General features: G+C 65.4%; 21 protein-coding genes. 14 read left to right on the top strand and 7 right to left on the bottom strand.

The window, feature by feature from the left end:
• Window positions 1-43 precede the first annotated feature (43 nt).
• The 5 genes from AWB83_RS02350 to AWB83_RS02370 all read left to right on the top strand — a co-directional run bounded on the left by AWB83_RS02350 (window position 44) and on the right by AWB83_RS02370 (window position 6,262).
• Entirely contained in the window at window positions 44-1,345 is a 1,302-nt protein-coding gene (locus AWB83_RS02350) for an MFS transporter (protein WP_087042645.1), read from the top strand.
• On the top strand, window positions 1,342-2,559 hold the full coding sequence (locus AWB83_RS02355; protein ID WP_087042646.1) for a mandelate racemase/muconate lactonizing enzyme family protein: 1,218 nt from the start codon (window positions 1,342-1,344) through the stop codon (window positions 2,557-2,559). The genes AWB83_RS02350 and AWB83_RS02355 overlap by 4 nt, the downstream gene beginning before the upstream one ends.
• A gap of 18 nt (window positions 2,560-2,577) precedes the next feature.
• Window positions 2,578-4,233, top strand: a complete 1,656-nt coding sequence (locus tag AWB83_RS02360; RefSeq protein WP_087042647.1) for a GMC family oxidoreductase — start codon at window positions 2,578-2,580, stop codon at window positions 4,231-4,233.
• A 182-nt stretch (window positions 4,234-4,415) separates the two neighbouring features.
• A complete protein-coding gene (locus tag AWB83_RS02365; RefSeq protein ID WP_087042648.1) occupies window positions 4,416-5,330 on the top strand; it encodes a LysR substrate-binding domain-containing protein in 915 nt (304 codons plus the stop codon).
• A gap of 50 nt (window positions 5,331-5,380) precedes the next feature.
• Window positions 5,381-6,262 (top strand): LysR substrate-binding domain-containing protein, encoded by an 882-nt coding sequence (locus tag AWB83_RS02370; protein WP_087042649.1) that lies wholly within the window; start codon window positions 5,381-5,383, stop codon window positions 6,260-6,262.
• A gap of 7 nt (window positions 6,263-6,269) precedes the next feature.
• On the opposite strand, the gene AWB83_RS02375 is transcribed toward AWB83_RS02370, so the two are convergent.
• The 4 genes from AWB83_RS02375 to fae all read right to left on the bottom strand — a co-directional run bounded on the left by AWB83_RS02375 (window position 6,270) and on the right by fae (window position 10,748).
• Window positions 6,270-7,646 (bottom strand): MFS transporter, encoded by a 1,377-nt coding sequence (locus AWB83_RS02375; protein ID WP_096059348.1) that lies wholly within the window; start codon window positions 7,644-7,646, stop codon window positions 6,270-6,272.
• A 101-nt stretch (window positions 7,647-7,747) separates the two neighbouring features.
• Window positions 7,748-9,187 carry an NAD-dependent succinate-semialdehyde dehydrogenase gene (locus tag AWB83_RS02380; RefSeq protein ID WP_087042650.1) on the bottom strand — a complete coding sequence of 480 codons (1,440 nt, stop codon included), beginning with the start codon at window positions 9,185-9,187 and terminating at the stop codon, window positions 7,748-7,750.
• Window positions 9,184-10,221, bottom strand: a complete 1,038-nt coding sequence (locus tag AWB83_RS02385; RefSeq protein WP_087042651.1) for an aldo/keto reductase — start codon at window positions 10,219-10,221, stop codon at window positions 9,184-9,186. The genes AWB83_RS02380 and AWB83_RS02385 overlap by 4 nt, the downstream gene beginning before the upstream one ends.
• Window positions 10,222-10,235: 14 nt before the next feature.
• Window positions 10,236-10,748, bottom strand: a complete 513-nt coding sequence (fae, locus tag AWB83_RS02390; RefSeq protein ID WP_087042652.1) for a formaldehyde-activating enzyme — start codon at window positions 10,746-10,748, stop codon at window positions 10,236-10,238.
• A 304-nt stretch (window positions 10,749-11,052) separates the two neighbouring features.
• On the opposite strand from fae, the gene AWB83_RS02395 reads away from it, so the two are divergent.
• Complete coding sequence (locus tag AWB83_RS02395; RefSeq protein WP_087042653.1) at window positions 11,053-11,745, top strand: 4'-phosphopantetheinyl transferase family protein; 693 nt, start codon at window positions 11,053-11,055, stop codon at window positions 11,743-11,745.
• A gap of 42 nt (window positions 11,746-11,787) precedes the next feature.
• The gene (locus tag AWB83_RS02400; protein WP_087042654.1) at window positions 11,788-12,546 is read left to right on the top strand and encodes a phosphatase PAP2 family protein; all 759 of its coding nucleotides are present in this window, start codon (window positions 11,788-11,790) and stop codon (window positions 12,544-12,546) included.
• 75 nt (window positions 12,547-12,621) lie between these two features.
• On the opposite strand, the gene AWB83_RS02405 is transcribed toward AWB83_RS02400, so the two are convergent.
• The 3 genes from AWB83_RS02405 to AWB83_RS02415 are packed head-to-tail and all read right to left on the bottom strand — an operon-like array spanning window position 12,622 to window position 15,322.
• Window positions 12,622-13,482: an ABC transporter permease gene (locus tag AWB83_RS02405; RefSeq protein WP_087042655.1), complete on the bottom strand. Its 861-nt coding sequence runs from the start codon at window positions 13,480-13,482 to the stop codon at window positions 12,622-12,624.
• 23 nt (window positions 13,483-13,505) lie between these two features.
• Window positions 13,506-14,294 (bottom strand): ABC transporter ATP-binding protein, encoded by a 789-nt coding sequence (locus tag AWB83_RS02410; RefSeq protein ID WP_087042656.1) that lies wholly within the window; start codon window positions 14,292-14,294, stop codon window positions 13,506-13,508.
• An 11-nt stretch (window positions 14,295-14,305) separates the two neighbouring features.
• Entirely contained in the window at window positions 14,306-15,322 is a 1,017-nt protein-coding gene (locus tag AWB83_RS02415; RefSeq protein WP_087042657.1) for an ABC transporter substrate-binding protein, read from the bottom strand.
• Between the two features lie 195 nt (window positions 15,323-15,517).
• Between AWB83_RS02415 and AWB83_RS02420 the strand changes: the two genes are divergently transcribed.
• The 7 genes from AWB83_RS02420 (at window position 15,518) to AWB83_RS02450 (ending at window position 23,438) form a co-directional block, all read left to right on the top strand.
• Window positions 15,518-16,195, top strand: coding sequence for a response regulator (locus AWB83_RS02420; RefSeq protein WP_087042658.1), 678 nt, complete (start codon window positions 15,518-15,520; stop codon window positions 16,193-16,195).
• Entirely contained in the window at window positions 16,185-17,558 is a 1,374-nt protein-coding gene (locus AWB83_RS02425; protein ID WP_087042659.1) for a sensor histidine kinase, read from the top strand. Before AWB83_RS02420 ends, AWB83_RS02425 begins: the two co-directional genes overlap by 11 nt.
• A gap of 137 nt (window positions 17,559-17,695) precedes the next feature.
• A complete protein-coding gene (locus AWB83_RS02430) occupies window positions 17,696-19,006 on the top strand; it encodes an MFS transporter (RefSeq protein ID WP_087042660.1) in 1,311 nt (436 codons plus the stop codon).
• Window positions 19,003-20,262: an NAD(P)/FAD-dependent oxidoreductase gene (locus tag AWB83_RS02435; RefSeq protein WP_087042661.1), complete on the top strand. Its 1,260-nt coding sequence runs from the start codon at window positions 19,003-19,005 to the stop codon at window positions 20,260-20,262. Before AWB83_RS02430 ends, AWB83_RS02435 begins: the two co-directional genes overlap by 4 nt.
• Window positions 20,263-20,288: 26 nt before the next feature.
• Window positions 20,289-21,191 (top strand): dihydrodipicolinate synthase family protein, encoded by a 903-nt coding sequence (locus tag AWB83_RS02440; protein WP_087042662.1) that lies wholly within the window; start codon window positions 20,289-20,291, stop codon window positions 21,189-21,191.
• Window positions 21,188-22,186: a 4-hydroxyproline epimerase gene (locus AWB83_RS02445; RefSeq protein ID WP_087042663.1), complete on the top strand. Its 999-nt coding sequence runs from the start codon at window positions 21,188-21,190 to the stop codon at window positions 22,184-22,186. The genes AWB83_RS02440 and AWB83_RS02445 overlap by 4 nt, the downstream gene beginning before the upstream one ends.
• 16 nt (window positions 22,187-22,202) lie before the next feature.
• The gene (locus tag AWB83_RS02450) at window positions 22,203-23,438 is read left to right on the top strand and encodes a metal-dependent hydrolase family protein (protein WP_087042664.1); all 1,236 of its coding nucleotides are present in this window, start codon (window positions 22,203-22,205) and stop codon (window positions 23,436-23,438) included.
• The last annotated feature ends 67 nt before the right edge of the window (window positions 23,439-23,505 follow it).

Consider the following 23,505-nt stretch of genomic DNA (forward strand, 5'->3'; position numbering starts at 1 on the left):
GCATCCGCATGCCGTGCGCCGCTGCCCTTCGAGGAGCACGCCCGTGTCATCGAATACCGCTCAATCCGGCCAGAGCGTCGCCACGCCGCGCGAAAGCACGCGCGCCGACCGTTATGTCCAGCTCGCACTGCTCGTTCTGGCCGCGGGCGCCATCTATCCGATTCTGTATCTGCGGCAGGTCTACCAGCCGACGATGCTCGAAGTCTTCCATATCACCGAAGCGCAGCTCGGCTATCTCTATTCGGCCCTCGGCACGATCTTTCTGGTCTGCTATCTGCCGAGCGGCTGGCTCGCGGATCGCATCGCGCCGCGCGTGCTCATCAGCTTTTCGCTGATCGCGACGGGCGCGCTGGGGCTGTGGTATTCCACGGCGCCTTCGTTCGGCTCGCTGATCGTGATCTTCGGCTGCTGGGGCCTGACGACCGGCCTCACGTTCTGGGCCGCGATCATCAAGCGCGTCTCGATGATCGCCGCCGCCGACGAGCAAGGCCGCTTCTTCGGCTTTCTCGACGGCGGCCGTGGCCTGGTCGAGGCGCTGCTCGCGACCGTCGCGATCTCGCTTTTCGCGTGGGTTACGCAGACGCGCGGCGAATCGACCGCCGCGGGCTTCAGGCTCGTGGTGTACCTGTACGCGTTCCTGTGCATCGGGCTCGGCGTGGTGCTCGGACTCGTGCGCGATCCGGCTGCTGCCGAAGCGAAGGAAACGAAGCGCCGCGACAGCAACGTCATGCGCGATCTCGCCGTGCTGCTGAAGAACCCGCAACTGTGGCTGCTCGCGGGAATCGTGTTCTGCGGCTATCAGGTGTTCTGGGCGACCTACAGCTTCTCCGCGTATCTGCACGAGAAGGAAATCGGCCTATCGGTGGTCGCGGCGGGGTTCATCACGACGCTCAAGCTGTGGATGCGCCCGATCGGCGGCATCGGCGGCGGCTTTCTCGGTGACCGCTTCTCGAAGACGTCCGTGCTCGTGTTCGCCTTGTTCGCGGCTGCGGCGGCGCTGCTCGTGCTGATGGCGGCGCCTTCGATCGGCAATCACACGCTCGTCGCCGCGATCGTGCTGTTCATCGGCGTGATGACGTACGCGATTCGCGGCCTCTACTGGTCGCTGCTCGATCAATGCAAGGTGCCCGCGGAAACCACGGGTCTCGCCATCGGCCTCGTGTCCGTGATCGGCTATTCACCGGATGCGGTGCTGCCGCTCATCAACGGCTATCTCACCCAGAACTATCCGGGCGTGCACGGTTATCAACTCTACTTCGGCTACATCGCCTGCATGTCCGCGCTGGGCGGCGTGGCCGGTCTCGTCTTCAAGCATCGACTCGACAAGCAGGAATCTCAACGATGAAAATCGCCGCGCTGGAAACGCATATCGTCGCCGTTCCGCCGCCGCATATCGGCGGCATGTACTGGATCTTCGTGAGGCTGCGCACGGCGTGCGGCATCGAGGGCGTCGGCGAGATCTACTCCGCGACGTTCCATCCGAAGGCGATGACGCCGATCATCGACGACGTGTTCGAGCGCTATCTGCTCGGCCACGATCCGCATCATGTCGAGCGCTTCTATCGCGAGGCGTATTCGAGCGGCTTCACGCAGCGCCCCGATCTCACGATGATGGGCGTCGTGAGCGGCCTCGAGATGGCGTGCTGGGACATCATCGGCAAGGCGGCGGGCAAGCCCGTGTACGAGCTGCTCGGCGGCCGCGTGCACGAGCGCCTGCGTTCGTACACGTATCTGTATCCGAAGAACAGCTGCGGCGAATACGACTACGACGATCCCGATCTCGCCGCCGAGTGCGCCGCGCACAACGTGGCGCTCGGCTTCACGGCCGTCAAGTTCGATCCGGCCGGGCCGTACACCGCGTACTCCGGGCATCAGGTCTCGCTCGAAGTGATGGACCGCTGCGAGACCTTCTGCCGCAAAGTGCGCGAGGCGATCGGCAGCAAGGCCGACCTGCTGTTCGGCACGCACGGGCAGATGGTGCCGTCCTCGGCGATCCGCCTCGCGCAGCGTCTCGAGAAGTTCGATCCGCTATGGTTCGAGGAGCCGGTGCCGCCGGGACAGGAAGACGCAATGGCGCAAGTCGCGCAGAAGACGAGCATTCCGATTGCGGCGGGCGAGCGCCTCACCACCAAGTACGAGTTCTTCAAGCTGCTCGAAGCCCGCGCCGCATCGATCCTGCAGTTCAACGTCGGCCGCGTGGGCGGTCTGCTCGAAGCGAAGAAGATCGCGAGTCTCGCCGAGGTCCATTACGCGCAGATCGCGCCGCATCTCTACAACGGCCCGGTCGGCGCGGCGGCGAGCATCCAGATCGCCGCGTGCTCGCCCAACTTCCTGATCCAGGAAAGCATCGGCACATGGGACGGCTTCCATGCCGAAGTGCTCAAGCGGCCGATCCGCTGGGAAGACGGCTACATCGTTCCGTCGAACGAGCCGGGGCTCGGCGTCGAGCTGAACATGGACGTGGTGCGGGCGCATACACCGTACACCGGCGAGCGGCTGCACCTGCAGATGGCGGCGAAGCCATTCGACGTGAAGGATCTCGCGCCCGCGAAGGGCTGAACTGAAGGCATCGGGAACATGGAATTCGATTACATCATCGTCGGCGCGGGGTCGGCAGGCTGCATTCTCGCGGACCGTCTATCCGATTCGGGACAGTATTCGGTCCTGCTGCTCGAAGCGGGCGGCGCGGACACCTCGTTCTGGTTCAAGGTTCCGGTGGGGTTCACCAAAACCTACTACAACCCGGAATACAACTGGATGTACTACAGCGAGCCTGAAGCCCAGCTCAACGACCGCAAGCTGTATTGCCCGCGCGGCAAGGTGCAAGGCGGCTCGGGGTCGATCAACGCGATGATCTACGTGCGCGGCCAGCCGCACGATTTCGACGACTGGGCACGCGCGGGCAACCGCGGCTGGGGCTATCGCGACGTGCTGCCGTATTTCCGCCGTCTCGAATCGCACTGGGCCGGGAATACGGAATTTCACGGCGCGGACGGCAAGATCGGGATTTCATCGATGAAGGATGGCGCCCATCCCATTTGCGCGACGTTCCTCGAAGGCGCGAGGCAGGCGGGCTATCCGGTCACGGGCGACATCAACGGCGCGGACTACGAAGGCGCGACCATCTACGACATCAACGCGCGCAACGGCGAGCGCTCGTCGAGCAGCTTCGAATATCTTCATCCGGCGCTGTCGCGCAAGAACCTGCGCGTGGAGCGCAACGTCACCGTGCGCCGCGTGATCTTCGACGGCAGGCGCGCGGCCGCCGTGATGGCGTCGCGCAACGGCGAGTCGCTGCAATTCCGTGCGAAGCGTGAAGTGATTCTGTCGGCGGGCGCGGTGGATTCGCCCAAGCTGATGCAGCTGTCCGGCATCGGCGAGAAGGCGCTGCTCGCGAAACACGGCATTCCCGTCATACACGAGCTGCCGGCGGTCGGCAAGAACCTGCAGGATCACCTGTGCGTGAGCTTCTACTATCGCGCGACGGTCAAGACGCTGAACGACGATTTGCTCTCGCTCGTTGGCAAGGTGAAAGCGGGGCTGCGCTATCTGACGGCGCGCAAGGGGCCGCTCTCGATGAGCGTCAACCAGTCGGGCGGCTTCTTCAAGGGCGATGCGCGCGAAGCGGAGCCGAACATCCAGCTGTACTTCAATCCGCTGTCGTATCGCATTCCGAAGAGCAGCAAGGCGCAGCTCGAGCCGGAACCGTATTCGGGCTTTTTGCTGTGCTTCAATCCGTGCCGCCCGACGAGCCGCGGTTCCATCGAGATCGGTTCGAACCGCGCGGAAGACGCCGCGAAGATCCACATCAACGCGCTGACGACGGAAAAGGACTTGCGCGAGGCGGTGCAGGGCAGCAAGCTGGTGCGCCGCATCATGGGGACGAGCGCGCTGCGCGGCATCACCGCCGAGGAAATCTCGCCCGGACGGGACGTGAACGGCGACGCGGCGCTGCTCGACTACTTCCGCGATCAGTCCGGCTCGATCTATCACCTGTGCGGCTCCTGCGCGATGGGTCCGGATGCGGCGACGTCGGTCGTCGACGAGCGTCTGCGCGTGCATGGCATCGATGGCCTGCGCATCGTCGATGCGTCCATCTTCCCGAACATCACCTCGGGCAACCTCAATGCGCCGACGATGATGGTCGCCGAGAAGGGCGCCGACATGATCCTCGAGGACGCGCAGGCGAACGCCGCGCGCGTGACCACGCCGGCGGAACTCGCGGCGGCCTGATCCGCGCTCCGAAGCGGCATAATTTGCCTCGATTCGTAAAATGCTGCCCCGGCGCGGCTTGCTCCAGCGCGGATGCGTGTCAAATGCGCGTCGAGCGCCGGGCTGGACTCCGGCGGCATGAGATCGGAGCAAGGCGCTGAAGCGCCCGCTCTGGTCGGAAGGAGACCGATTTGAAGCGAAAGATGCCCGCCCTGAACGCGCTGAGGGCTTTTGAAGTAGCCGGACACACCGGCAGCTTCACGCGCGCCGCGGAAATGCTGCATGTCACGCAAAGCGCGGTGAGCAGGCAGGTCCGCCAGCTCGAAACGCAGCTCGGCGAGGCGCTGCTGCTGCGCCGGCACCATCATCTGGAACTCTCGGCAACGGGGCGTCTGCTGCTGCAGGCGCTCAAGCTCTCGTTCGACCGTATCGAACTGACGGTGCGCGGCATTCAGGAGAAGACGCATCTGAAGCGCCTGCGCGTCAACGTGCCGCCCACCTTCGCGAGCCGCTGGCTGATGCCGCGCCTGCAGTCCTTGCGCGCGGCGGCGCCGGAGCTGGAACTCTCGATCACCACGAGCCTGAAGGACGATCTCGTCGAATCGGGCGCGCTCGATTGCGCGATCCGTTTCGGCGACGGCGAATGGGACGGCCTTGACAACCAGTTGCTGATGAACGAGCGGCACATCGCCGTGTGCGCGCCCGCGCTGCTCGGCGGGCGCAGCGAGCTGGTGGCGGATCTGAGCGCGTTCACGCTGCTGCATGTCCTCGCGAGCAGCGACCAGCGGTATCTCACGTGGCAGCACTGGCTGAAGGCCGCGCACATCGACGATGTCGATCTGGGCGGGGGCTACGAGTTCGATCTGCTCGATCACGCGATCCGCGCGGCAGTCGACGGCCTCGGCGTCACGATGGCGGACCGTCACATGATCTCGCGAGAGCTGCGGCAGGGCACGCTGATGCCCTTGCGCGACGTCGAGGTGGACGGACATCAGTCGTATTGGCTCGTCACGCGCACGGGACAGGACGATGCGCCGCAGGTGGCGCTGTTCCGCGACTGGCTGCATCGGCAGATCGAGGAGCAGGAGCGCGGGTGGCCGCCGCGGGCCCGGGAATGAGCAGATCGCGCGCCGCAGCCAGACAATGGAAATAAGCGAAGGAGACAACCGTGCGCCGCCTGCCATCCCTGACGGCCTTGCGTTTTTTCGAGGAAAGCGCCCGCCACATGAGCTTCAACCAGTCGGCGAGCGCGCTGTGCGTGACGCCGGGCGCGGTCAGCCGGCAGATTCGTCTGCTGGAGGATGCGCTCGGCACGAAGCTTTTCGACCGCGATCACAAGGGCATTCGTTTGACCAGGCAGGGTGAGGAACTGCTCGCGTGCCTGTCCGAGGCGTTCGATTCGATCGAGCGCGTGACCCGCTCGCTCTCGGCCGCGCAACGCAGCGAGCGCAAGCGCCTGACCGTGACGGCACCGCCGACTTTCGCGACGCGCTGGCTGTCGCCGAGACTCGGCTCGCTGATGGACGCCGTGCCCGACATCGACCTCTCCGTGCGCACCGATGCCACCGACGATCGTCACTGCAGCATCCGCTTCGGCTACGAGGCGCGCGCGGATCATCGTTCGGAGCTGTTGTTCATCGAGCGTCATGTGCTGGTCGGCGCGATGAAGTTCGCAGGGCAGCCCGTCGAGGCGCTGCTCGAACGCCTGCCCACGCTGCATGTTCTGCATAACGACGCGCGCCTCACGCTCTGGCCCAACTGGCTCGATGCGGCGGGACTGCCGCGCGCGTATGCGGAGAACGGCATCGAGTTCTCGACGCTCGATCAGGCGATTCACGCCGCGCGAGCCGGCTCGGGACTCGCGGTGGTGGATCGCAACATGATCGCCGATGAATTGCATGATGGCGCGCTCGTGCAGTTGTCGCCCGTGGAATCGACCGGGCCTTACGGGTACTGGCTCGATATCGCGCCTTCGCATGCGGGCTCGGACAGCGTGCAGGCCTTTGCGGAATGGCTGCGCGGCGAGGGGGCGAAGGCCGCGCAGCCATGACGGGCGATCAGCGCCCGCTTGCCTCGTTCAAGGTCAGATGCTTCGTTTCCGGCGCCCACGCGATCGACACGATCATCCCGACGAGCAGCACGCCGGCGAGCGCGAGCATCGTCATCTGAATGCCGGCCTGCGCGATGCCGATGGGCAGCAGGAATGTCCCGACGGCCGATCCCAGCCGGCTGCACGCGATCGACAGCCCGACGCCGCACGCGCGCGCTTCGGTCGGAAAGCACTCGGGCGGAAACACGCCGACGAGATTCGAGAACGCCGACATCGTCAACGTGAAGATGCCGAACGCGACGATCATCGCGCCATTCGCCGATGACGGCAGCGCGCTCAACGCAAGCAGCGACATGAAGCACACCGCGAACGAGCCGATCAGGAACGAACGGCGCGACAGCCTGATCGTGAGCCAGATGCCGAGCAGCGCGCCGAGCACGAGAAAGCCGTTCAGCAGCAGATCGGCGCCCGAGCCTTCGGGAAGACGGATTGCGGTGAGAATGCCCGGCAGGAACGTGTAGATCGCGAAGTACGGAATCACGAGGCACACGAAGAACGCGCAATTGAAGAGCGTGCGGCGAATCAGGTCCGGCTTGAAGAGCCGCGCGAAGCCGCCGGCCGGCGCGGCGTGTTCGCTCGTATCCGCATCGAGCGTCACGTTCGGGCCGAAGTGCCTGCGCACGATGCGCAGCGCTTCGTCCGCACGGCCCTGGCCGAGCAGCCAGCGCGGCGACTCCGGCGTGCCGATGCGCATGACCAGCACGAGGAACGCCGGCACGCCTGCGGAGGCGAGCAGCCAGCGCCACGCATCGGGCGACGCATCGGCGTAGTGCATGCCGAGCACGTTCGCGATCACATAGCCGATCGTCCAGATCACGCTGAACGAGCCGAGCAGGGTGCCGCGATACTTGCGCGGCGAGAACTCCGCGAGAATCGCGTGACCGACGGCGAAGTCGCCGCCCATGCCGAAGCCGATCAGCACGCGCAACGCGACGAGCATCGCGGGCGTGGTCGCGTAGAACTGTGCGAACGCGGCCGCCGTGATGATGATGAAGCTCAGCAGAAAAATCTTTTGCCGGCCGAGCCTGTCGGAGAGCCAGCCGAACACGAGGCTGCCGATGAAGATGCCGATCAGCGCGGACGCACCGAGCAGGCCCATCCAGAACGCATCGAGCGGAATCTGCCTGTTCAATGAGGACAGCGCATAGCCGATCGTGCCGAGCGCATAGCCTTCCGTGAAATGCGCGCCGAAGGTCAGGCCCGCGATCTTCACGTGGAAGCGGTTCAGCGGAACATCGTCGAGCGCGATGGGGTCGTGGGTGGCGCCGACGGGCGCGGCGGCGCGCGGCGCGAGCGCCTGCGGGCTCAAGCTTTGGGTATCCAAGAGTATCTCCTCCACTTCCGAGTGGAGCGGCGCATCGTACGCCGCATGAAAACCGCGCACGCGGTGGGTTATCGTTCGTGCGTGCGCGGTGAAGCGATGAATCAGCGGCCGAGTCCCGCCATCATCATGTACTTGAGCTCCATGTATTCATCGAGCCCGTACTTCGATCCTTCGCGGCCCAGTCCCGACTGCTTCACGCCGCCGAAGGGCGCGACTTCCGTCGAGATGATGCCTTCGTTGATGCCGACCATGCCGCTTTCCAGCGCCTCGGCGACGCGCCACGCGCGGCCCAGATCGCGCGTGTAGAAGTACGCGGAGAGACCGTAGGGCGTGTCGTTCGCGGCGGCGATCACGTCCGCTTCCGTTTCGAAACGGAAGCACGCGGCGACGGGGCCGAACGTCTCCTCGTCGGCGATCAGCATGGAAGGCGTGGCATCCGCGAGCACGGTCGGCTCGTAGAACGTGCCGCCGAGCGCGTGCGGCTTGCCGCCGGTCAAAATCTTCGCGCCCTTGCTCACGGCATCGGCGACATGCGCCTGCACCTTTCTCAGCGCCGCCTCGTTGATGAGCGGCCCCTGATCGAATTCGCCTGCGAGGCCGTTACCGGCGCGCAGTTCGTGCACGGCGCGCGTCAGGGCCCGCGTGAACGCATCGTAGACGCCGTCCTGCACGTAGAAGCGATTCACGCACACGCATGTCTGTCCGGTGTTGCGAAACTTAGAGGCGATCGCGCCCTGCACGGCGGCGTCGATGTCGGCGTCGTCGAACACGATGAAGGGCGCGTTGCCGCCGAGTTCGAGCGAGAGCTTCTTGAGCGTATCCGCCGATTGCCTCGCGAGCAGCTTGCCGACGCGCGTCGAGCCCGTGAACGACAGCTTGCGCACGTCGGGCGATTCGGTCAGCACCTGGCCGATGGCGGCGGCATCGCCCGAAACGATGTTGAACACGCCCGCCGGAATGCCCGCCTCTTCGGCGAGCACCGCGAGCGCGAAAGCGGAAAGCGGCGTCTCTTCGGACGGCTTGAGCACCATCGTGCAGCCCGCGGCCAGCGCGGGGCCGGCCTTGCGCGTGATCATCGCGAGCGGGAAGTTCCACGGCGTGATCGCCGCGACGACGCCCACCGGCTCGCGCGTGACGACGATCTTCGAGTTCGGCTTCGGGCTCGGGATCACGTCGCCGTAACTGCGCTTTGCTTCCTCCGCGAACCATTCGAAGAAGCTCGCGGCATACGCGACTTCACCGAGCGCTTCGGCGAGCGGCTTGCCTTGCTCGCGCGTGAGCAGCGCGGCGAGCGTGTTGCGGTTGGCGAGCATGAGTTCGCCCCAGCGCTTCACGCGCGCGCCGCGTTCCTTCGCCGTCAGCGCGCGCCATGCGGGAAAGGCGCGCTTCGCGGCGTCGACGGCAAGCTGCGTTTCCGCGCTGCCGCCGCGCGAGACGTTCGCGATCGTTTCGCCGGTGGCCGGATTGCGCACCGGATACGTGCTCGCGCTCTCGCGCCAGGCGCCGTCGATGTAATGATTCGTTCGCAACAGGTTGCTCATGCGGCGCGCTCCAGTGCGTTTTCGAAGGCGCCTTGTGCGGCACGCGCCTCGCGCGCGATGCGCCGTCCCGCCGTGTAGTCGTTGATGAGATCGCACGGCGTGTAGTTGCGCTCGAGTTCGTGCAGTTCGTCTTCGTCGAACTTCGTTTCGAGCGCGGCGAGCGCGCTGTCGAATTGCGCCGCCGAATCCGCGCCGACGAGCATGCTCGAAATGCCCGGCCGCCTCAGAACCCACGCCTGCGCGATCTGCGCCGCCGATACCCCGCGCCGCGCCGCGACCCGTGCGACCGACGCCGCGATCTCCTGCGACGCGCGATCGCCGTACATCTGCGCGGTGAAGAAATCGGTCTGGTTGCGCGTGGACTTCGCTTCGGAAGTCAGGAGGCCGCGTGCGAGCGGGCTGAACACCGACACGCCGACACCCTGGTCGATGCAGTACGGAATCATCTCGCGCTCTTCCTCGCGATACGCGAGGTTCAGCTGCAACTGCATGTTGACCGGCTTGTGCCAGCCGTGGCGTTCGCACGCCTGCATGATCTTCGCGAACTGCCAGGTGTACATCGTCGAGACGCCGATATAGCGCGCCTTGCCCGCGCGCACGATGTCGTCGAGCGCGCCCATCGTTTCCTCGACGGGCGTGTTCACGTCGAAGAAATGCAGCATGTAGATGTCGACGTAATCCATGCCGAGACGCGCGAGCGACCCGTCGATGCCGTCCATGATGTGCTTGCGCGAGTGGCCGCCCGCGTTCGGATGGCTCGCCATGTCGTAGCCGACCTTCGTCGTGACGACGACTTCATCGCGCTTCACGAGACGCTTCAGAATGCGGCCGACGACTTCCTCGCCCACGCCTGTCGAATAGAAATCGGCGAGATCGATGAAGTTCACGCCCGCGTCGAGCGCGTGGCGCACGATCGGCTCGCTTTGCGCTTCGTCGAAGATCCAGGGCTTCCATTGCGGCGTGCCCATGTTCATCGTGCCGAGGCACAGGCGCGATACCTTGAGGCCGGATTGGCCCAGACGTACGTATTCCATTTTTCGAAAGCTCCTCAGCGCGCCTTCGGCGTGTAGAAGGGGTTCGACACATCACGCGCGGCCTTGAACACGGCCTCCTTGCGCGGCAGACCTTCCATCGCGGCGATGATCGCGTTCCTGCAGGCGCGATAGTTGTTCTCGAAGACGGCGTCGAGGTCGTTGGTCTTCGGGTTGACCCAGTTCGCCGACACCACGACCCAGTCGTTTTCCGCCTCGGGCGGCAGCGTGCCGTTTTCGAGCGATTCGGCCACCGCCTTGGCGATGCCCGCCTGCGATGCGCCCCAGGTCGCGTTGCCGTGGAAATCGCTTTCGATCTGCGCCTTGTTCACGTAGAGCGTGAGCGGTTTGGTGGGCACGCCCGGCTGCGCGATCACGACGAACGGCGCGTGACCGGCGGACGGTGTGGCGAGCGCGGTCGCGAACGCCTGACCGGCCGGGCCGTTGCGCGGGCCGACCAGCACGTTGATGTGGGCGAGATTCACGCCCGGCCCTTCGAAGCCTTCGCCGATGAAGAGATGCTTTTCCATTGACTCGTTCCCTGTGTACGCTCGTTTGGTTCATTGACGCCACCATGGCGGTGGATGGAAGGCATTCTGCGGCGGGCTTCGCGCGAGGAGGAATCGAGGATTTTTCAGGGTGGCGTTGACGACAGCTCAACTCGGGGTTGACCCGGAGTTGTACGGTGAATGCCGGCAGTAGGCGGAGGGTATGCGCCGGACCGTTTCCTTTCAGTATCTAAGCGTCTCATAAGGTTCCAACCCGACAATGAAGGTTTGTCCCTGAAATGCGGAGCGTTTCGGCGCGTGCGCGCCGTTTCGCCCGTCGACGCGCATGCCTGCCACCGACAGCATCCCCTTGCACCTCGCCGCCGACGCCGCGTGGCGTCACTACGATCTCGCCAAGGCGCGCGTGCAGATTCACGCGCCACCCGCGCCGGGCGAACTGTGTTTGTGGCTCGTGCCGACCGAATTCCGCTTCGCGTCGGCGTCGAACATCGGAAGCTGGTTGAGCGTGGCGGAACGCAGGCGCGCGCGATTCCACCCCAATTCCGCGCTGAGCCGGCGCTTCAGCGTCGCGCGCGCGACGCTGCGGCTCGTGCTGTCGCACATGTTCGATTGCGCGCCCCACGAAGTGAACCTGAACGATGAACCCGACGATCGCATCGTCGTGACGAATCCGCTCGGCGAAGGCCCGCTCAACGTCGATGTCGCGTATTCGGGCATATGGATCGTGATTGCGGTCGCATCGGCGAGAATAGGGCTCGGACTGACCGTCGAGCCGGCCGGCGCCCACGAAGCGGCCGCCGGAAACGCGCTGTGGGCCGAAGCGGCGAGGATCGGCCGGTCACGGGCGGAGCGCGCGCAAGCGCGCGAAGGCGACGGCCCGCCGGACTGGCAAGGCCTCACGCTGCCGATGCCCGGCGGAATCTGCGGCGTCGTCGCCGTGGACAGGCCTGTCGCGCGCGTACAGGCGTTCGGCTGGGAACGGCCGCTCGAAGCGGAGGGCCGCGCACTCGCTTCGTGAGCGTCGAGCGAGCGCCGCGCAACCTCGGAGAAACATCACATCATGGAATATTCGGCGCTCGCGCAACGCCACGCCATGGCGATCATCGCGATCGTGCTTCTGGCCGTTCCCTTTGCGGCAGGTTGTGCATGGACATGGTCCGCGCGCAAGGGGCGCGCATCGGCCTGGACCGTTGCGCTTGGGGCGTTCGTGCCGGCCGTGCTCGGCGCGTCAGCATTCATCGCCATTGCGACGCGCATCGCGCACGGCACGGCGTTTTCATCGGCGGATCAGCTCTTGCTCGATGCCGTGCGCGACGGCACGCCCGCACTGGCCGCGCGATGGTTCGCCCGGATCACGCATCTCGGCGATCCGCGGTTCCTCACGCTCTTGTGCGCGCTCATGTGCGCGGCGCTCGCGTTCACGCGCCGGTTGGGTCTGGCGGTCTACTTCGCCGCGGTCACGAGCGCGGGCGGCTTGCTCAATCATGCGCTCAAGGCGATGATGCGCCGCGACCGCCCCACCGGATCGACGGTGCCGCTGCCCGACAGCTTCGCGTTTCCGAGCGGGCACACGTTCGGCTCGATCGTGTGCTACGGCATGTGCGCGTACATGCTGCTGCGCCTTGCGCCGACGCGCTGGGATCCGCTCATCGTCGCGCTGGCGTGTTTCATCGTGCTGGCCATCGGCGCGAGCCGCATCGTGATCGGCGTGCATTTTCCGGGGGATGTGATCGGCGGGTTTGCGGCGGGCGGGGCGTGGCTGGCGGCGTGCATCGGCGTGGCGGAGGTCGCGCGGCGGCGCGAACGGCGAATCCTGTGATCCATTTTTATCCGCCAGAACGACAAACCCCACGCAAGCGCGCGGGGTTTGTCATCGAGCAGGTCTTTCAGCGCATCAATTCACCGCGGGCCGCCACTTCAGCAACCGCTGCTCCACCGCCGTGAGCAGGTAGTCCGCCGCGAGCGCGACCACCGCGAGCACGATCATCGCGGCGAACACGCCGCTCGCGTTGAACGCGCCTTGCGCCGTCGAGATCAGCAGGCCGATGCCCTGCTTCGAGCCGAGAAACTCGCCGACCACCGCGCCGACCAGCGCGAAGCCGAAGCTCACGTGCAGGCTCGCGAGAATCCACGAGAGCGCGGAAGGAATCACGACCGAAGTCGTTACCTGACGGCGCGACGCGCCGAGAATCTGCGCATTCGCGATCATGTAGCGATCCGCCTCGCGCACGCCCTGGAACGCATTCGCGAATACCACGAAGAACACCATCACGACCGCCAGCGCCACCTTCGATGCCATTCCGAGACCGAGCGCGATCACGAACACCGAACCGAGCACGACGCGCGGAATCGAGTTGGCGATCTTGATGTAGATGCTGAACACATCCGACAGCAGCTTGTTGCGGCCGAGCACGATGCCGCAGATCACGCCCGCCACCGAGCCGATGATGAAGCCCAGGCCCGTCTCCTCGAGCGTGACCCACACTTGCGTGAGCAGCGGCCCTTGCGAGGTGCCGTCGACGAACCATTCGACGATCTGATCGAAGATGGCGGAAGGCATCGAGAAGAAGAACGGATCGATCCAGTGAAGGCGCGCGGACAGCTCCCAGCCGCCGAGCACGAAGACGAGCACCGCGATGCGCAATCCGATGACGAGCGCATGGCGCTGCTTGATGCGCTTTTGCGCTTCGCGTTCGACCTGGGCGAGCGTGCCGGGATCGATGCCCGTGGGCATCGCTTGTTGAGGCGTGGACATGAAAAAGGTTCCTCTATGGCGGTTCAACCGATCTGCACTTCTTCGCGCAGGTCGTGCCAGATATCGCGCGAAATCTCGATGAAGTGCGGGTGATAGCGAATCTCCGACGTGATGCGCGGACGCGGCAGATCGATCTCGTAGACCTTCTTGAGCGTCGCGGGGCGCGCGGTCAGCACGAACACCCGGTCCGCGAGCGCGATCGCTTCTTCCAGATCGTGCGTGACGAACACCACCGAGCCCGCATTCGCCGACCACAGCTGCAGCAGTTCGTCCTGCATCAGCGTGCGCGTCTGCATGTCGAGCGCGGAGAACGGCTCGTCCATCAGCAGGATTTCCGGCTTGTTGATGAAGGTCTGCGCGAGCGCGACGCGCTTTCTCATGCCGCCCGACAACTGATGCGGATAATGCTTGCCGAACTTGTCGAGACCGACGCGGCGCAGCCATTCGTTGGCTTCGTCGTAAGCCGCCGACTTCGAGCGGCCGCGATAGAGCGGACCGGCCGCGACGTTATCGAGCACCGAGCGCCACGGGAACACCGCGTCGGCCTGAAACACGAAGCCGATGCGCGGATCGATGCCATCGACCGGCTGGCCCATTACGCGCACTTCGCCGGTCGTCGGCTTGAGCAGGCCGGTGATCAGGCTGAGCGTCGTGGACTTGCCGCAGCCGGTCGGACCGACCACCGCGACGAATTCGCCCCTCGCGACCGACATGCTGAAGTCGCGCAGCGCGACCGTCGCACGGCCGTCCGGCGAGATGAAACGGCACGATACGTTGCGCAGCTCGATGGCGGGTTGTTTCGTCTGGTTCATTGTCGGGCGCCTCACTTCGAAGCCGTTGCGACACCCGAGAGGTACTCGTTCGAGTACGTGCGCGCGAGATCGATATGCTTGCCCTTCACCGACGGATTGAACGCCGCGAGCACCTTCAGCACCGTGTCGGGGCCGTCGGCGGGCATCTTGCCGTCCTTCGTGAACATCGGCAGCGACGCCTTCAGCGCGGCCACGTACAGGTCCTTGTTCTTCGCGTAATAGTCCTTCGGCATCTTCTCGGTGATCTCCTCGGCGCTGTGCGTCGCGATGAAGTTGAGCGTCTTCGCGAACGCGCGCGAGAGCTTCGCCGCGTCCGCCTTGTGCGATTCGGCCCACGCGCGCTGCACATAGAAGCTCGACGCCGGATACGTGCCGCCCAGCGCCGCGCGCGTGCCTTCGATCGTGCGCATGTCGACGAGCACCTTCGCTTCGCCCGTCTTGAGCAGTTGCGAGACGGTCGGCTCGGTGGTCATGCCCGCATCGATGCGCTCCTGCTTGATCGCCGCGATGAAGCTCGCGTCCGCGCCCACCGGCAGGAGCGTGTACTCCTTGGAGGTCACGCCCGCGCGCTGTGCGAGGTATTGCGTGAGAAAGCTCGTCGACGAGCCGAGGCCCGTCACGCCGAGCGTCTTGCCCTTGACGTCGGCCATGCTCCTGAGCTTGTCGGCGGCCTTGGTCGAGACCATTTCCACTTCGCCCGGCACCTGGCCGAAGATCACGAGCGCCTGGACTTCCTTGCCCTTGCTCTGCAGGTCGATGGTGTGGTCGTAGAAGCCCACGACGCCTTGCACCGCGCCCGCGAGCAGCTCGTTCTCGGCATCGACGCCGGCGGGCTGCGAGAGGATTTCGACGTCGAGCCCTTCATCCTTGAAGTAGCCGAGCTGTTCGGTCAGCTTCGCCGGCAGATAGATGATCTTGGTCGCGCCACCGACCATGATCGAGATCTTCTCGGCGTGGGCGGATACGGAAGCGGCCGCGAGTGCGAAGGCGATACCGGACAAAGCAGCGATCTGGCGCAAGGTACGCATCAGTAGTCTCCTTGGTGGGGGCCGTCGGTCGATGGAAGGCCCGCTATTCGAATGTGTGCGGCGATTATAGGAAGGTGAAACCTTCTGCCAGCTTTCTGGCCCGATGACAAACCATGGGTGTTAACCCGATGCGCCTTCCGGCCGCGAGACACCCTACAATCGCGCGCAATGCCGCGAACGACCGCGTGACCACCCATGAAGCTGCTGCTGATCGAAGACAACCCGACGCTCTCTCTATGGCTCGCGAAGATGCTGGAGCAGGAGTCGTTCGCGCTCGAGGCCGTGCAGGACGGCGAGTCCGCCGATCAACTGCTGCGCACGAATCATTACGATGTCGTGCTGCTCGATCTGAACCTGCCGCGTCTTTCGGGCAAGAACGTGCTGCGAAGACTGCGCCAGCGCGGCGATGCGACGCCGGTGATGATCCTCACGGCGAGCGGTTCCATCGACGAGAAAGTGGAATTGCTCGGCGCCGGCGCCGACGACTATCTGGTCAAGCCTTTCGAAGTTCGCGAGCTCGTCGCGCGCGTGAAGGTGATGATTCGCCGACGCACGTCGTCGACGGCGAACGAGGTATCGTGCGGCGATCTCGTGTTCGACATCGACACCCGCCAGTTCACGCTGAAGGGCGCGCCGCTCAACGTGACGCCGCGCGAGCGCAGCGTGCTCGAAGCGCTGATATTGCGCATGGGCAAGACCGTGTCGAAGGCGGCGCTGCTGGACGCGATCTTCACGCACGAGGACCAGCCGAGCGAGGACGCGCTCGAAATCTACGTGTCGCGGTTGCGCAAGAAGCTCGATGGCAGCGCCGCCGCGATCGTCACGCTGCGCGGGCTCGGTTATCTGTTGCGCAAGAAGGACGATGACCAATAGCCTGCGCGTTCGTCTCCTGTGGTGGCTGCTGGTGCCGCTCGCGATCTACGTGTTCGTGACCGGCAAGGCCGCATACGATAACGCGCGCCACACCGCGGAGCTCGTGCAGGAGAACACGCTGCTCGCGTCCGCGCGGATGATCGCGGGCGAAGTGGAATGGTCGGACGGCAGGTTGCTCGTCGATATTCCGCCTGCCGCGCTCGAAGTGTTCGCGTCGCCATACGGCGATCAGGTCTTCTATAACGTGAGCGTCGACGATGGCCGTCTGCTCGCGGGCGTGCCCGATTTCCCGACGCGCCGGGCGGCGGGCCACGACTCGCCGAATTATTACGACGCGGAGCTTCACGGCCAATCGATACGCGCCGTCGGCTACGTGCGTCAGATGTACGACAACGGCGCGATACGGCGCGTGCTCGTATCGGTCGGCAAGACGCAGGCTTCGCGCGACGCGATGATCCGCGAATTGTGGCGGCCGCAGCTCGTGCGTCAGATCGAAATGGTGCTGCTCGCGGTGGCGCTCGCGTGCATCGGCCTCACCTTCGAACTGCGGCCGCTCCTGAAGGTGAAGGAAGACGTGATGGACCGCGATCCGATGCAGCTCGAGCCCTTGCGCGTCGAGCGCCTGCACACGGAGTTGCGGCCGATCGTCGAGGCGATCAATCAGTGCATCGCGCGGCTCGGCCTGCAGGTGGCGGCGCAGCGGCGCTTCATCGCGGACGCGGCGCATCAGTTGCGCACGCCGCTCACGCTGCTCGAGACGCAACTGCAGTTCGCGCGGCAGCATCGCGAGATCCAGCCGTCGCTTTCCGAGGCGCTGTCCGCGATGCAGCGAAGCAACCGCTCGATGGTCGGTCTCACCAACAAGCTGTTGCTGCTCGCGCAGGCCGAAGCCGCCGATTACACGCAGCTCGCCAGGCAGAAAGTCGATCTTTCCGCGATCGCTCAGGATGTCGTCGAGAATCTCGCGATGTTTGCGCAGAAGCGCGACATCGACCTCGGCGCGGAGCTGGCCGATTCCGCGTGGATCGTCGGGCATGAAGCGCTGCTGTCGGCGCTCGTCTACAACGTCACCGAGAACGCGATTCGCTACACGCAGCCGGGCGGTCACGTGACCGTCTCCGTGGCGCGCGATGCGCAACGCGTCACGCTGACCGTCGCCGACGACGGCCCGGGCATTCCCGCCGAAGCGCGCAGCCGCGTGTTCGAGCCGTTTTATCGCGCATCGGCGGATACCGAAGGAACCGGGCTCGGGCTCTCGATTGCGAAGGAAATCGTGCAGGCGCATCGGGGAGAAATCGCGCTCGGCATGCGGGAGCATTCCGCGCGCGGGCTCGTCGTGACGGTGGAGTTCGCGGCGGCCTGAGCCGCTTCGGCGCACTGAATGCGATCATGCGTTCGTTTATTTTGGATCCAAAATCCTTGATTCAATTTTGACATGGGCGCACAATCCACCGGAACCGCATCGCATCCCCAGAGCCAGCGTCCACTCCCGGAGCCGCCATGACCGACCGAGCCCACGCCGTTGCGAATCCTTACGCCGCGGGGGACAGCCCCCGCGTTTCGTCCCAGTCCAGCCGCGCCGTGACCGCCGCGGTCGTCGGCAACATCCTCGAATGGTTCGATTTCGGAACCTACGCGTTCCTCGCGACCGTCATCGCCAAGGTCATGTTCCCCGCCGGCGACGATTTCGCCGCCATGCTCGGCACCTTCGGCGCGTTCGGCCTGGGCTTCGCCGCGCGGCCGCTCGGCGCGATCGTCTTCGGCTGGCTCGGCGACAAGAAAGGCCGCAAGTGGACGCTCACCTTCGTCATGCCGTTGATGGCCGCCGCCACGCTCTTCATGGCGCTGCTGCCGTCGTACGCGTCCATCGGCATCATGGCGCCGGTCCTGCTCATTGCCGCGCGCATGCTGCAGGGCATTTCCGTCGGCGGCGAGCTGGGCAACGCGGTGGCGTTTCTGGTCGAATGGGCGCCGCCGAACAAGCGCGGCTTCTACGGCAGTTTCCAGCAATGCAGCACCCTCGGCGGCATGCTGCTCGGCTCGGGCGCGGCCGCGCTCATGACGACTTTGCTCAGCCCGCAAGCGATGCTCGACTGGGGCTGGCGCGTGCCGTTCGTCGTCGGCGCGATCGTAATCGGGCCGATCGGCTGGATCATCCGCAAGCGCAGCGAGGAGACGCCGGTCTACCAGCACGCGAACGACGAAGCGCCCAAGGCAAAGGGCCGCGCGCCCGCGCTGCTCGGCCTGCAGGCATGCGGGCTCGTGATCGTGTGGACGGTCTCGCTCTATGTGCTGCTCAACTACCTGCCGTCCTTCACGACGAAGTACGTCGGCATGAATGCGTCGACGGCGCTGTGGCTCAACACGGCGGGGCTGATCGTGATGACGGTATCGATCCCGTTCTGGGGCGCGGCCTCGGACCACTTCGGCCGCAAGCCGGTCTATGCCATCGGCTGCATCGCGTTTCTCGTGCTGCCGTATCCGATCTTCCATCTGATGCTGGAGTACAAGTCGGCGGCGATCGTCGGCGCGGTGCAGCTGCTGGGCGGCGTGATCATCGGCATCTTCTCGGGCGTGGGGCCGGCCGTGCTGTCCGAGCTCTTTCCGACGAAGATCCGCACGACGTGGATGTCGATCGGCTACGGCATCGCCAATGCGGTGTTCGGCGGGTTCGCGCCGATGATCTCGATCGCGCTCATCAAGGCCACGGGCTCGCCGCTCTCGCCCGCGTACTTCGTGATGCTCGCCGCGCTGCTCTCGACCATTACCGTCGCGACGATTCGCGAGACTGCGCACGATCCGCTGCAATGACCATGAATGTGTCGAACGAAGAAATGAGTGATGTCGTGGTAATCGGTGCGGGCATCGTCGGACTCGCCTGCGCCTGGGCCGCTCTGCGCGACGGCGCGCGCGTGACGATCGTCGATCGCGATTTCGAAGGCGATCGCGCGTCGCACGGCAACGCGGGCGGGATCGCGGTGACGGAGAGCACGCCCATCGCCGTGCACGGCATGTTCACGAAGGCCGCGAAATGGCTCATCGATCCGCTCGGTCCGCTCGCGCTCGACTGGAAGCATCTGCCGAAGGCGCTGCCCTGGTTCATGGCGTTTCGCCGCGCGACCGAGCCGGCGCGCTATCAGGCGATCTCCCACGCGCTGGCCCTGCTGAACAACCGTGTCTACGACGACATCCTGCCCATGTTCGACGACATCGGCGCGACCTCGATGCACTATCGCCAGGGCGCGCTCACCGTCTACGAGACCGATGAGGCGTTTGCCGCCGATCAGGCCGAATGGATGCTCAAGCGCGAACTCGGCGCGCGCTGGCATGCGATGAACGCGCAGCAAGTGCGTGAGTGCGAGCCCGCGCTCGCCCCCTTGTTCCGGCACGGCGTGTTTCTCGACGACTGGTCGCATGTCGGCGATCCGCGCCGCATCGTCACGCTCTTGCGCGAGCGCGTGCGTGCGCTCGGCGCGCGCTTCGTGACGGGTGTCGCGCGCGCGATCGAATCGCCCGACGCCGTGTTGCTCGACGACGCCACGCGCGTGAAGGGACGGCGCATCGTCGTCGCGGCGGGCGCGTGGTCGTCGGCGCTCGCGAAGTCGATCGGCGATCGCGTGCTTCTGGAGAGCGAGCGCGGCTACAACGCGACCCTGCCGAAGCACGGCGTCCGGCTGAATCGCGAAGTGATTTTCGCCGAGCGCAAGTTCGTCGCGACACCGCTCGATGTGGGCGTGCGCATCGGCGGCGCGGCGGAGTTCGCGGGCGTCGATGCACCGCCGAACTATCGCCGCAGCGATGCATTGCTCGCGCTCGGCAAACGCTTCATTCCCGGCATCGACGATACGGAGGCCATGAAGTGGATGGGCAATCGCCCCGCGACGCCCGATTCGCTGCCGGTGATCGGCGCGTCGCCGCGCGTGCCGTCCGTAGTCTATGCATTCGGTCACGGGCATCTCGGCCTGACGCAATCGGCGACGACCGCCGCGCTCGTCGCCGATGTGCTCGCGAGCCGCACGCCGCGCCTGCCGCTCGCGCCTTACTCAATCGCACGCTTCGAGAACTGAGACTGCAATCCACTGGAGGAACGAACATGCAAGTGAACTGGAAAGGCGTATTCCCCGCCGTCACGACGAAACTGAAGGAAGACGGCTCGCTCGATCGCGACGCGATCGCCAACGGCCTGAATCGACTGATCGACAACGGCGTCGGCGGCGTCGTCATGATGGGCATGGTCGGCGAGAACGCCCAGCTGACGCCCGAGGAAAAGCGCACGGTGCTGAAGATCGCCGTCGAAACGGTGAACGGGCGCGTGCCCGTCATTTCGGGCCTTGCGGAGCTGAATACGGCCAACGCGATGCAATTCGCGAAGGACGCGGAAGCGATCGGCGTGCAAGGTCTGATGGTGTTTCCGGGTCTGACGTATCGCTCGGACCATCGCGAGACGGTCGAATACTATCGTTCGATCGCGCGTTCCACGAAGCTCGGCCTGATGATCTACAACAACCCGCGCGGCTATGGCGTGGACATGCGCCCGGACCTGCTCGCGCAACTGGCCGATGAACCCAACGTCGTCGCGATCAAGGAAGAGACTTACGACACGACGCGCGTCACCGATCTCTATGCGCGCTTCGGCGATCGCTTCGCCGTGTTCTGCGGCGTCGACGATCTGATCGTGGAATCGGTCGCGCTCGGCGTGAAGGGCTGGGTCTCGGGCATGGCGAACGCGATGCCGAAAGAGTCCGTCGACTTGCTGAATCATGCGGTCAACGGCGAGTATGACAAGGCGCGCGCGCTGTATCGCGCGTTGATCGACCTGTTCCATCTCGACACGCACGTGAAGCTCGTGCAGTACATCAAGCTCGCGGAGAACATCACGGCGGGTTATCCGGAGTATGTGAAAGCGCCGCGTCTCATGCTCGAAGGAGAAGAGCGGCAGCGGACCATTGCTGTCGTCGAGAAGGCGATAGCCAACGTGCGGGCACTCTCGCGATGAAGTCCACGTTCTTCTGCATCGACGGACACACGTGCGGCAATCCGGTGCGCGTCGTCGCGGGCGGCGCGCCGCCGCTCGAGGGCGCCAGCATGATCGAGCGGCGCGCACACTTCCTGCGCGAGTTCGACTGGATCCGCACCGCGCTGATGTTCGAGCCGCGCGGGCACGAGGTCATGTCCGGCAGCATCCTCTATCCGCCGACGCGCCCCGACTGCGATCTGGCGATTCTCTTCATCGAAGTGAGCGGCTGCCTGCCGATGTGCGGGCACGGCACCATCGGCACGGTGACGAGCGCCATCGAAAACGGACTCGTGCGGCCGCGCGAGCCCGGCGTGCTGCGGCTCGATACGCCCGCGGGTCTCGTCGTCGCGCGTTACCGGATGAATGGCGAGCACGTCGATTCGGTGCAGCTCGTCAACGTGCCTTCGTTTCTGCATTCGCGGGACCTGTCGGTCGAAGTCGAAGGCCTGGGCGAGATTCGTTTCGATGTCGCATATGGCGGCAACTTCTATGCGATCGTCGAGCCACAGCGCAACTATGAAGGCTTGCATGCACTGAAGCCTTCCGACATTCAGCGCCTGAGTCCATTGCTGAGGCAGAAGGCGAACGAGAAATACACGTTCGTGCATCCGGAGAACGATGCGATACGCGGCCTGAGTCACGTGATGTGGACGGGCGAACCGGCGATCGAAGGCGCGAGCGCCCGCAATGCCGTGTTTTACGGCGACAAGGCCATCGACCGTTCGCCGTGCGGCACAGGCACGTCGGCGCGCATGGCGCAGCGCGTCGCCAAAGGGCAGTTGAAGATCGGCGAGCGCTTCGTGCATGAGAGCATCATCGGCACCCTGTTCGAGGGCGTGCCGACGGAAGCGGCGCGCGTCGGCGAATACGATGCGATCGTGCCGAGCATCGAAGGATGGGCGCGCGTGACGGGACACAACACCATCTTCGTCGACGACCGCGATCCGCTCGCACGCGGATTCCTGCTGAAATAACGGGAGAAACGAGACCATGCTGATACTGAAGAACGCGCGCGTGCTCGACGCCGATCATGAGCGCGACGACGGCCGTTATTCGATCGTCGTCGAGGGCGGCACGATTCGCGAAGTCACGCGCGAGCCGGTGCGGGAGAGCGGCGCGCAAGTCATCGACGTCGGCGGCAAGACGGTGATGCCCGGCATGATCGATTGTCATGCGCACGTGATCGCTTCGGTGGCGCATCTGGGCAACAACAGCCGTCTGCCGAACACGTTCGCCGTGCTGCGCGCGGTGCCGATTCTCGCGGGCATGCTGAACCGCGGCTTCACGACCGTGCGCGATGCGGGCGGCGCGGACTATGCGTTGTCGCGCGCGATCGAAGAGGGCGTGATCGCGGGGCCACGCCTGTTCGTCGCGGGCAAGGCGCTGTCGCAGACGGGCGGCCACGGCGATTTTCGCGAGCGCTTCGACAGCTCGGACCCCGACCCCTGCGGCTGCAATCGCAACATGGGCGCGATCGGGCGCGTGGTCGACGGCGTCGACGAAATGCGCAAGGCCGTGCGCGAGGAGATGCGTGCGGGTGCGCATCACATCAAGATCATGGCGTCGGGCGGCGTGGCTTCGCCGACCGATCCGATCGGCAACCTGCAATTCTCGGTCGATGAAGTGAAGGCCGCCGTCGAGGAAGCGGAATCGCACCAGACGTATGTGATGGCGCACGCGTACACGCCGAAGGCGATTGCGCGCGCCGTGAAGCTGGGCGTGCGGACGATCGAGCACGGCAATCTGATCGACGAGGAAGCCGCCGGCGTGATGGCCGAGCATGGCGCTTATGTCGTGCCGACGCTCGTCACGTATGACGCGATGGCCAGGGTCGGCGCGCAGATGGGTCTCGGGCAGGACACGCTCGACAAGAACGAGTCGGTGCGCAAGCGCGGCCTCGAGGCGCTGGCGATGCTGCACAGGCGCGGCGTGAAGATCGGCCTCGGCACCGATTTGCTCGGCGACATGCACCAGTTCCAGAGCGACGAGTTGTCGATACGCGCGGACATCGTCGGCGCGTTCGAGGTCATTCGTCAGGCGACGGCCGTGGGTGCGGAAATCGTCAACATGAAAGGCAAGCTGGGTATCGTCGCTCCGGGTGCTTGCGCGGATTTGCTCGTCGTGGACGGCGATCCGCTGAGGGACATTCGCGTGCTGACGGGGCAGGGCGAGCGCATTGCGGGCGTGATGAAGAACGGCGCATGGGTGCGCGAGGCGCTGCGCTAGACGTGCGTCCCCCAAGGGGATTTCCTACGGTTCGCCCCCTGCGGGGGCTCCCTTCGGGGCATGCTAC

The organism is Caballeronia ptereochthonis (assembly GCF_001545075.1).
GTDB classification, from domain to species: domain Bacteria; phylum Pseudomonadota; class Gammaproteobacteria; order Burkholderiales; family Burkholderiaceae; genus Caballeronia; species Caballeronia ptereochthonis.

What these genes read in the sequence shown, in the direction of transcription:
- AWB83_RS02380 (WP_087042650.1), bottom strand. Translation starts at nt 9,187, where the DNA reads ATGAGCAACCTGTTGCGAACGAATCATTACATCGACGGCGCCTGGCGC.
- AWB83_RS02365 (WP_087042648.1), top strand. Translation starts at nt 4,416, where the DNA reads ATGCCCGCCCTGAACGCGCTGAGGGCTTTTGAAGTAGCCGGACACACC.
- AWB83_RS02445 (WP_087042663.1), top strand. Translation starts at nt 21,188, where the DNA reads ATGAAGTCCACGTTCTTCTGCATCGACGGACACACGTGCGGCAATCCG.
- AWB83_RS02410 (WP_087042656.1), bottom strand. Translation starts at nt 14,294, where the DNA reads ATGAACCAGACGAAACAACCCGCCATCGAGCTGCGCAACGTATCGTGC.
- AWB83_RS02430 (WP_087042660.1), top strand. Translation starts at nt 17,696, where the DNA reads ATGACCGACCGAGCCCACGCCGTTGCGAATCCTTACGCCGCGGGGGAC.
- AWB83_RS02385 (WP_087042651.1), bottom strand. Translation starts at nt 10,221, where the DNA reads ATGGAATACGTACGTCTGGGCCAATCCGGCCTCAAGGTATCGCGCCTG.
- AWB83_RS02450 (WP_087042664.1), top strand. Translation starts at nt 22,203, where the DNA reads ATGCTGATACTGAAGAACGCGCGCGTGCTCGACGCCGATCATGAGCGC.
- AWB83_RS02415 (WP_087042657.1), bottom strand. Translation starts at nt 15,322, where the DNA reads ATGCGTACCTTGCGCCAGATCGCTGCTTTGTCCGGTATCGCCTTCGCA.
- AWB83_RS02420 (WP_087042658.1), top strand. Translation starts at nt 15,518, where the DNA reads ATGAAGCTGCTGCTGATCGAAGACAACCCGACGCTCTCTCTATGGCTC.
- AWB83_RS02355 (WP_087042646.1), top strand. Translation starts at nt 1,342, where the DNA reads ATGAAAATCGCCGCGCTGGAAACGCATATCGTCGCCGTTCCGCCGCCG.
- AWB83_RS02405 (WP_087042655.1), bottom strand. Translation starts at nt 13,482, where the DNA reads ATGTCCACGCCTCAACAAGCGATGCCCACGGGCATCGATCCCGGCACG.
- AWB83_RS02395 (WP_087042653.1), top strand. Translation starts at nt 11,053, where the DNA reads ATGCCTGCCACCGACAGCATCCCCTTGCACCTCGCCGCCGACGCCGCG.
- AWB83_RS02435 (WP_087042661.1), top strand. Translation starts at nt 19,003, where the DNA reads ATGACCATGAATGTGTCGAACGAAGAAATGAGTGATGTCGTGGTAATC.
- AWB83_RS02400 (WP_087042654.1), top strand. Translation starts at nt 11,788, where the DNA reads ATGGAATATTCGGCGCTCGCGCAACGCCACGCCATGGCGATCATCGCG.
- AWB83_RS02425 (WP_087042659.1), top strand. Translation starts at nt 16,185, where the DNA reads ATGACCAATAGCCTGCGCGTTCGTCTCCTGTGGTGGCTGCTGGTGCCG.
- fae (WP_087042652.1), bottom strand. Translation starts at nt 10,748, where the DNA reads ATGGAAAAGCATCTCTTCATCGGCGAAGGCTTCGAAGGGCCGGGCGTG.
- AWB83_RS02360 (WP_087042647.1), top strand. Translation starts at nt 2,578, where the DNA reads ATGGAATTCGATTACATCATCGTCGGCGCGGGGTCGGCAGGCTGCATT.
- AWB83_RS02440 (WP_087042662.1), top strand. Translation starts at nt 20,289, where the DNA reads ATGCAAGTGAACTGGAAAGGCGTATTCCCCGCCGTCACGACGAAACTG.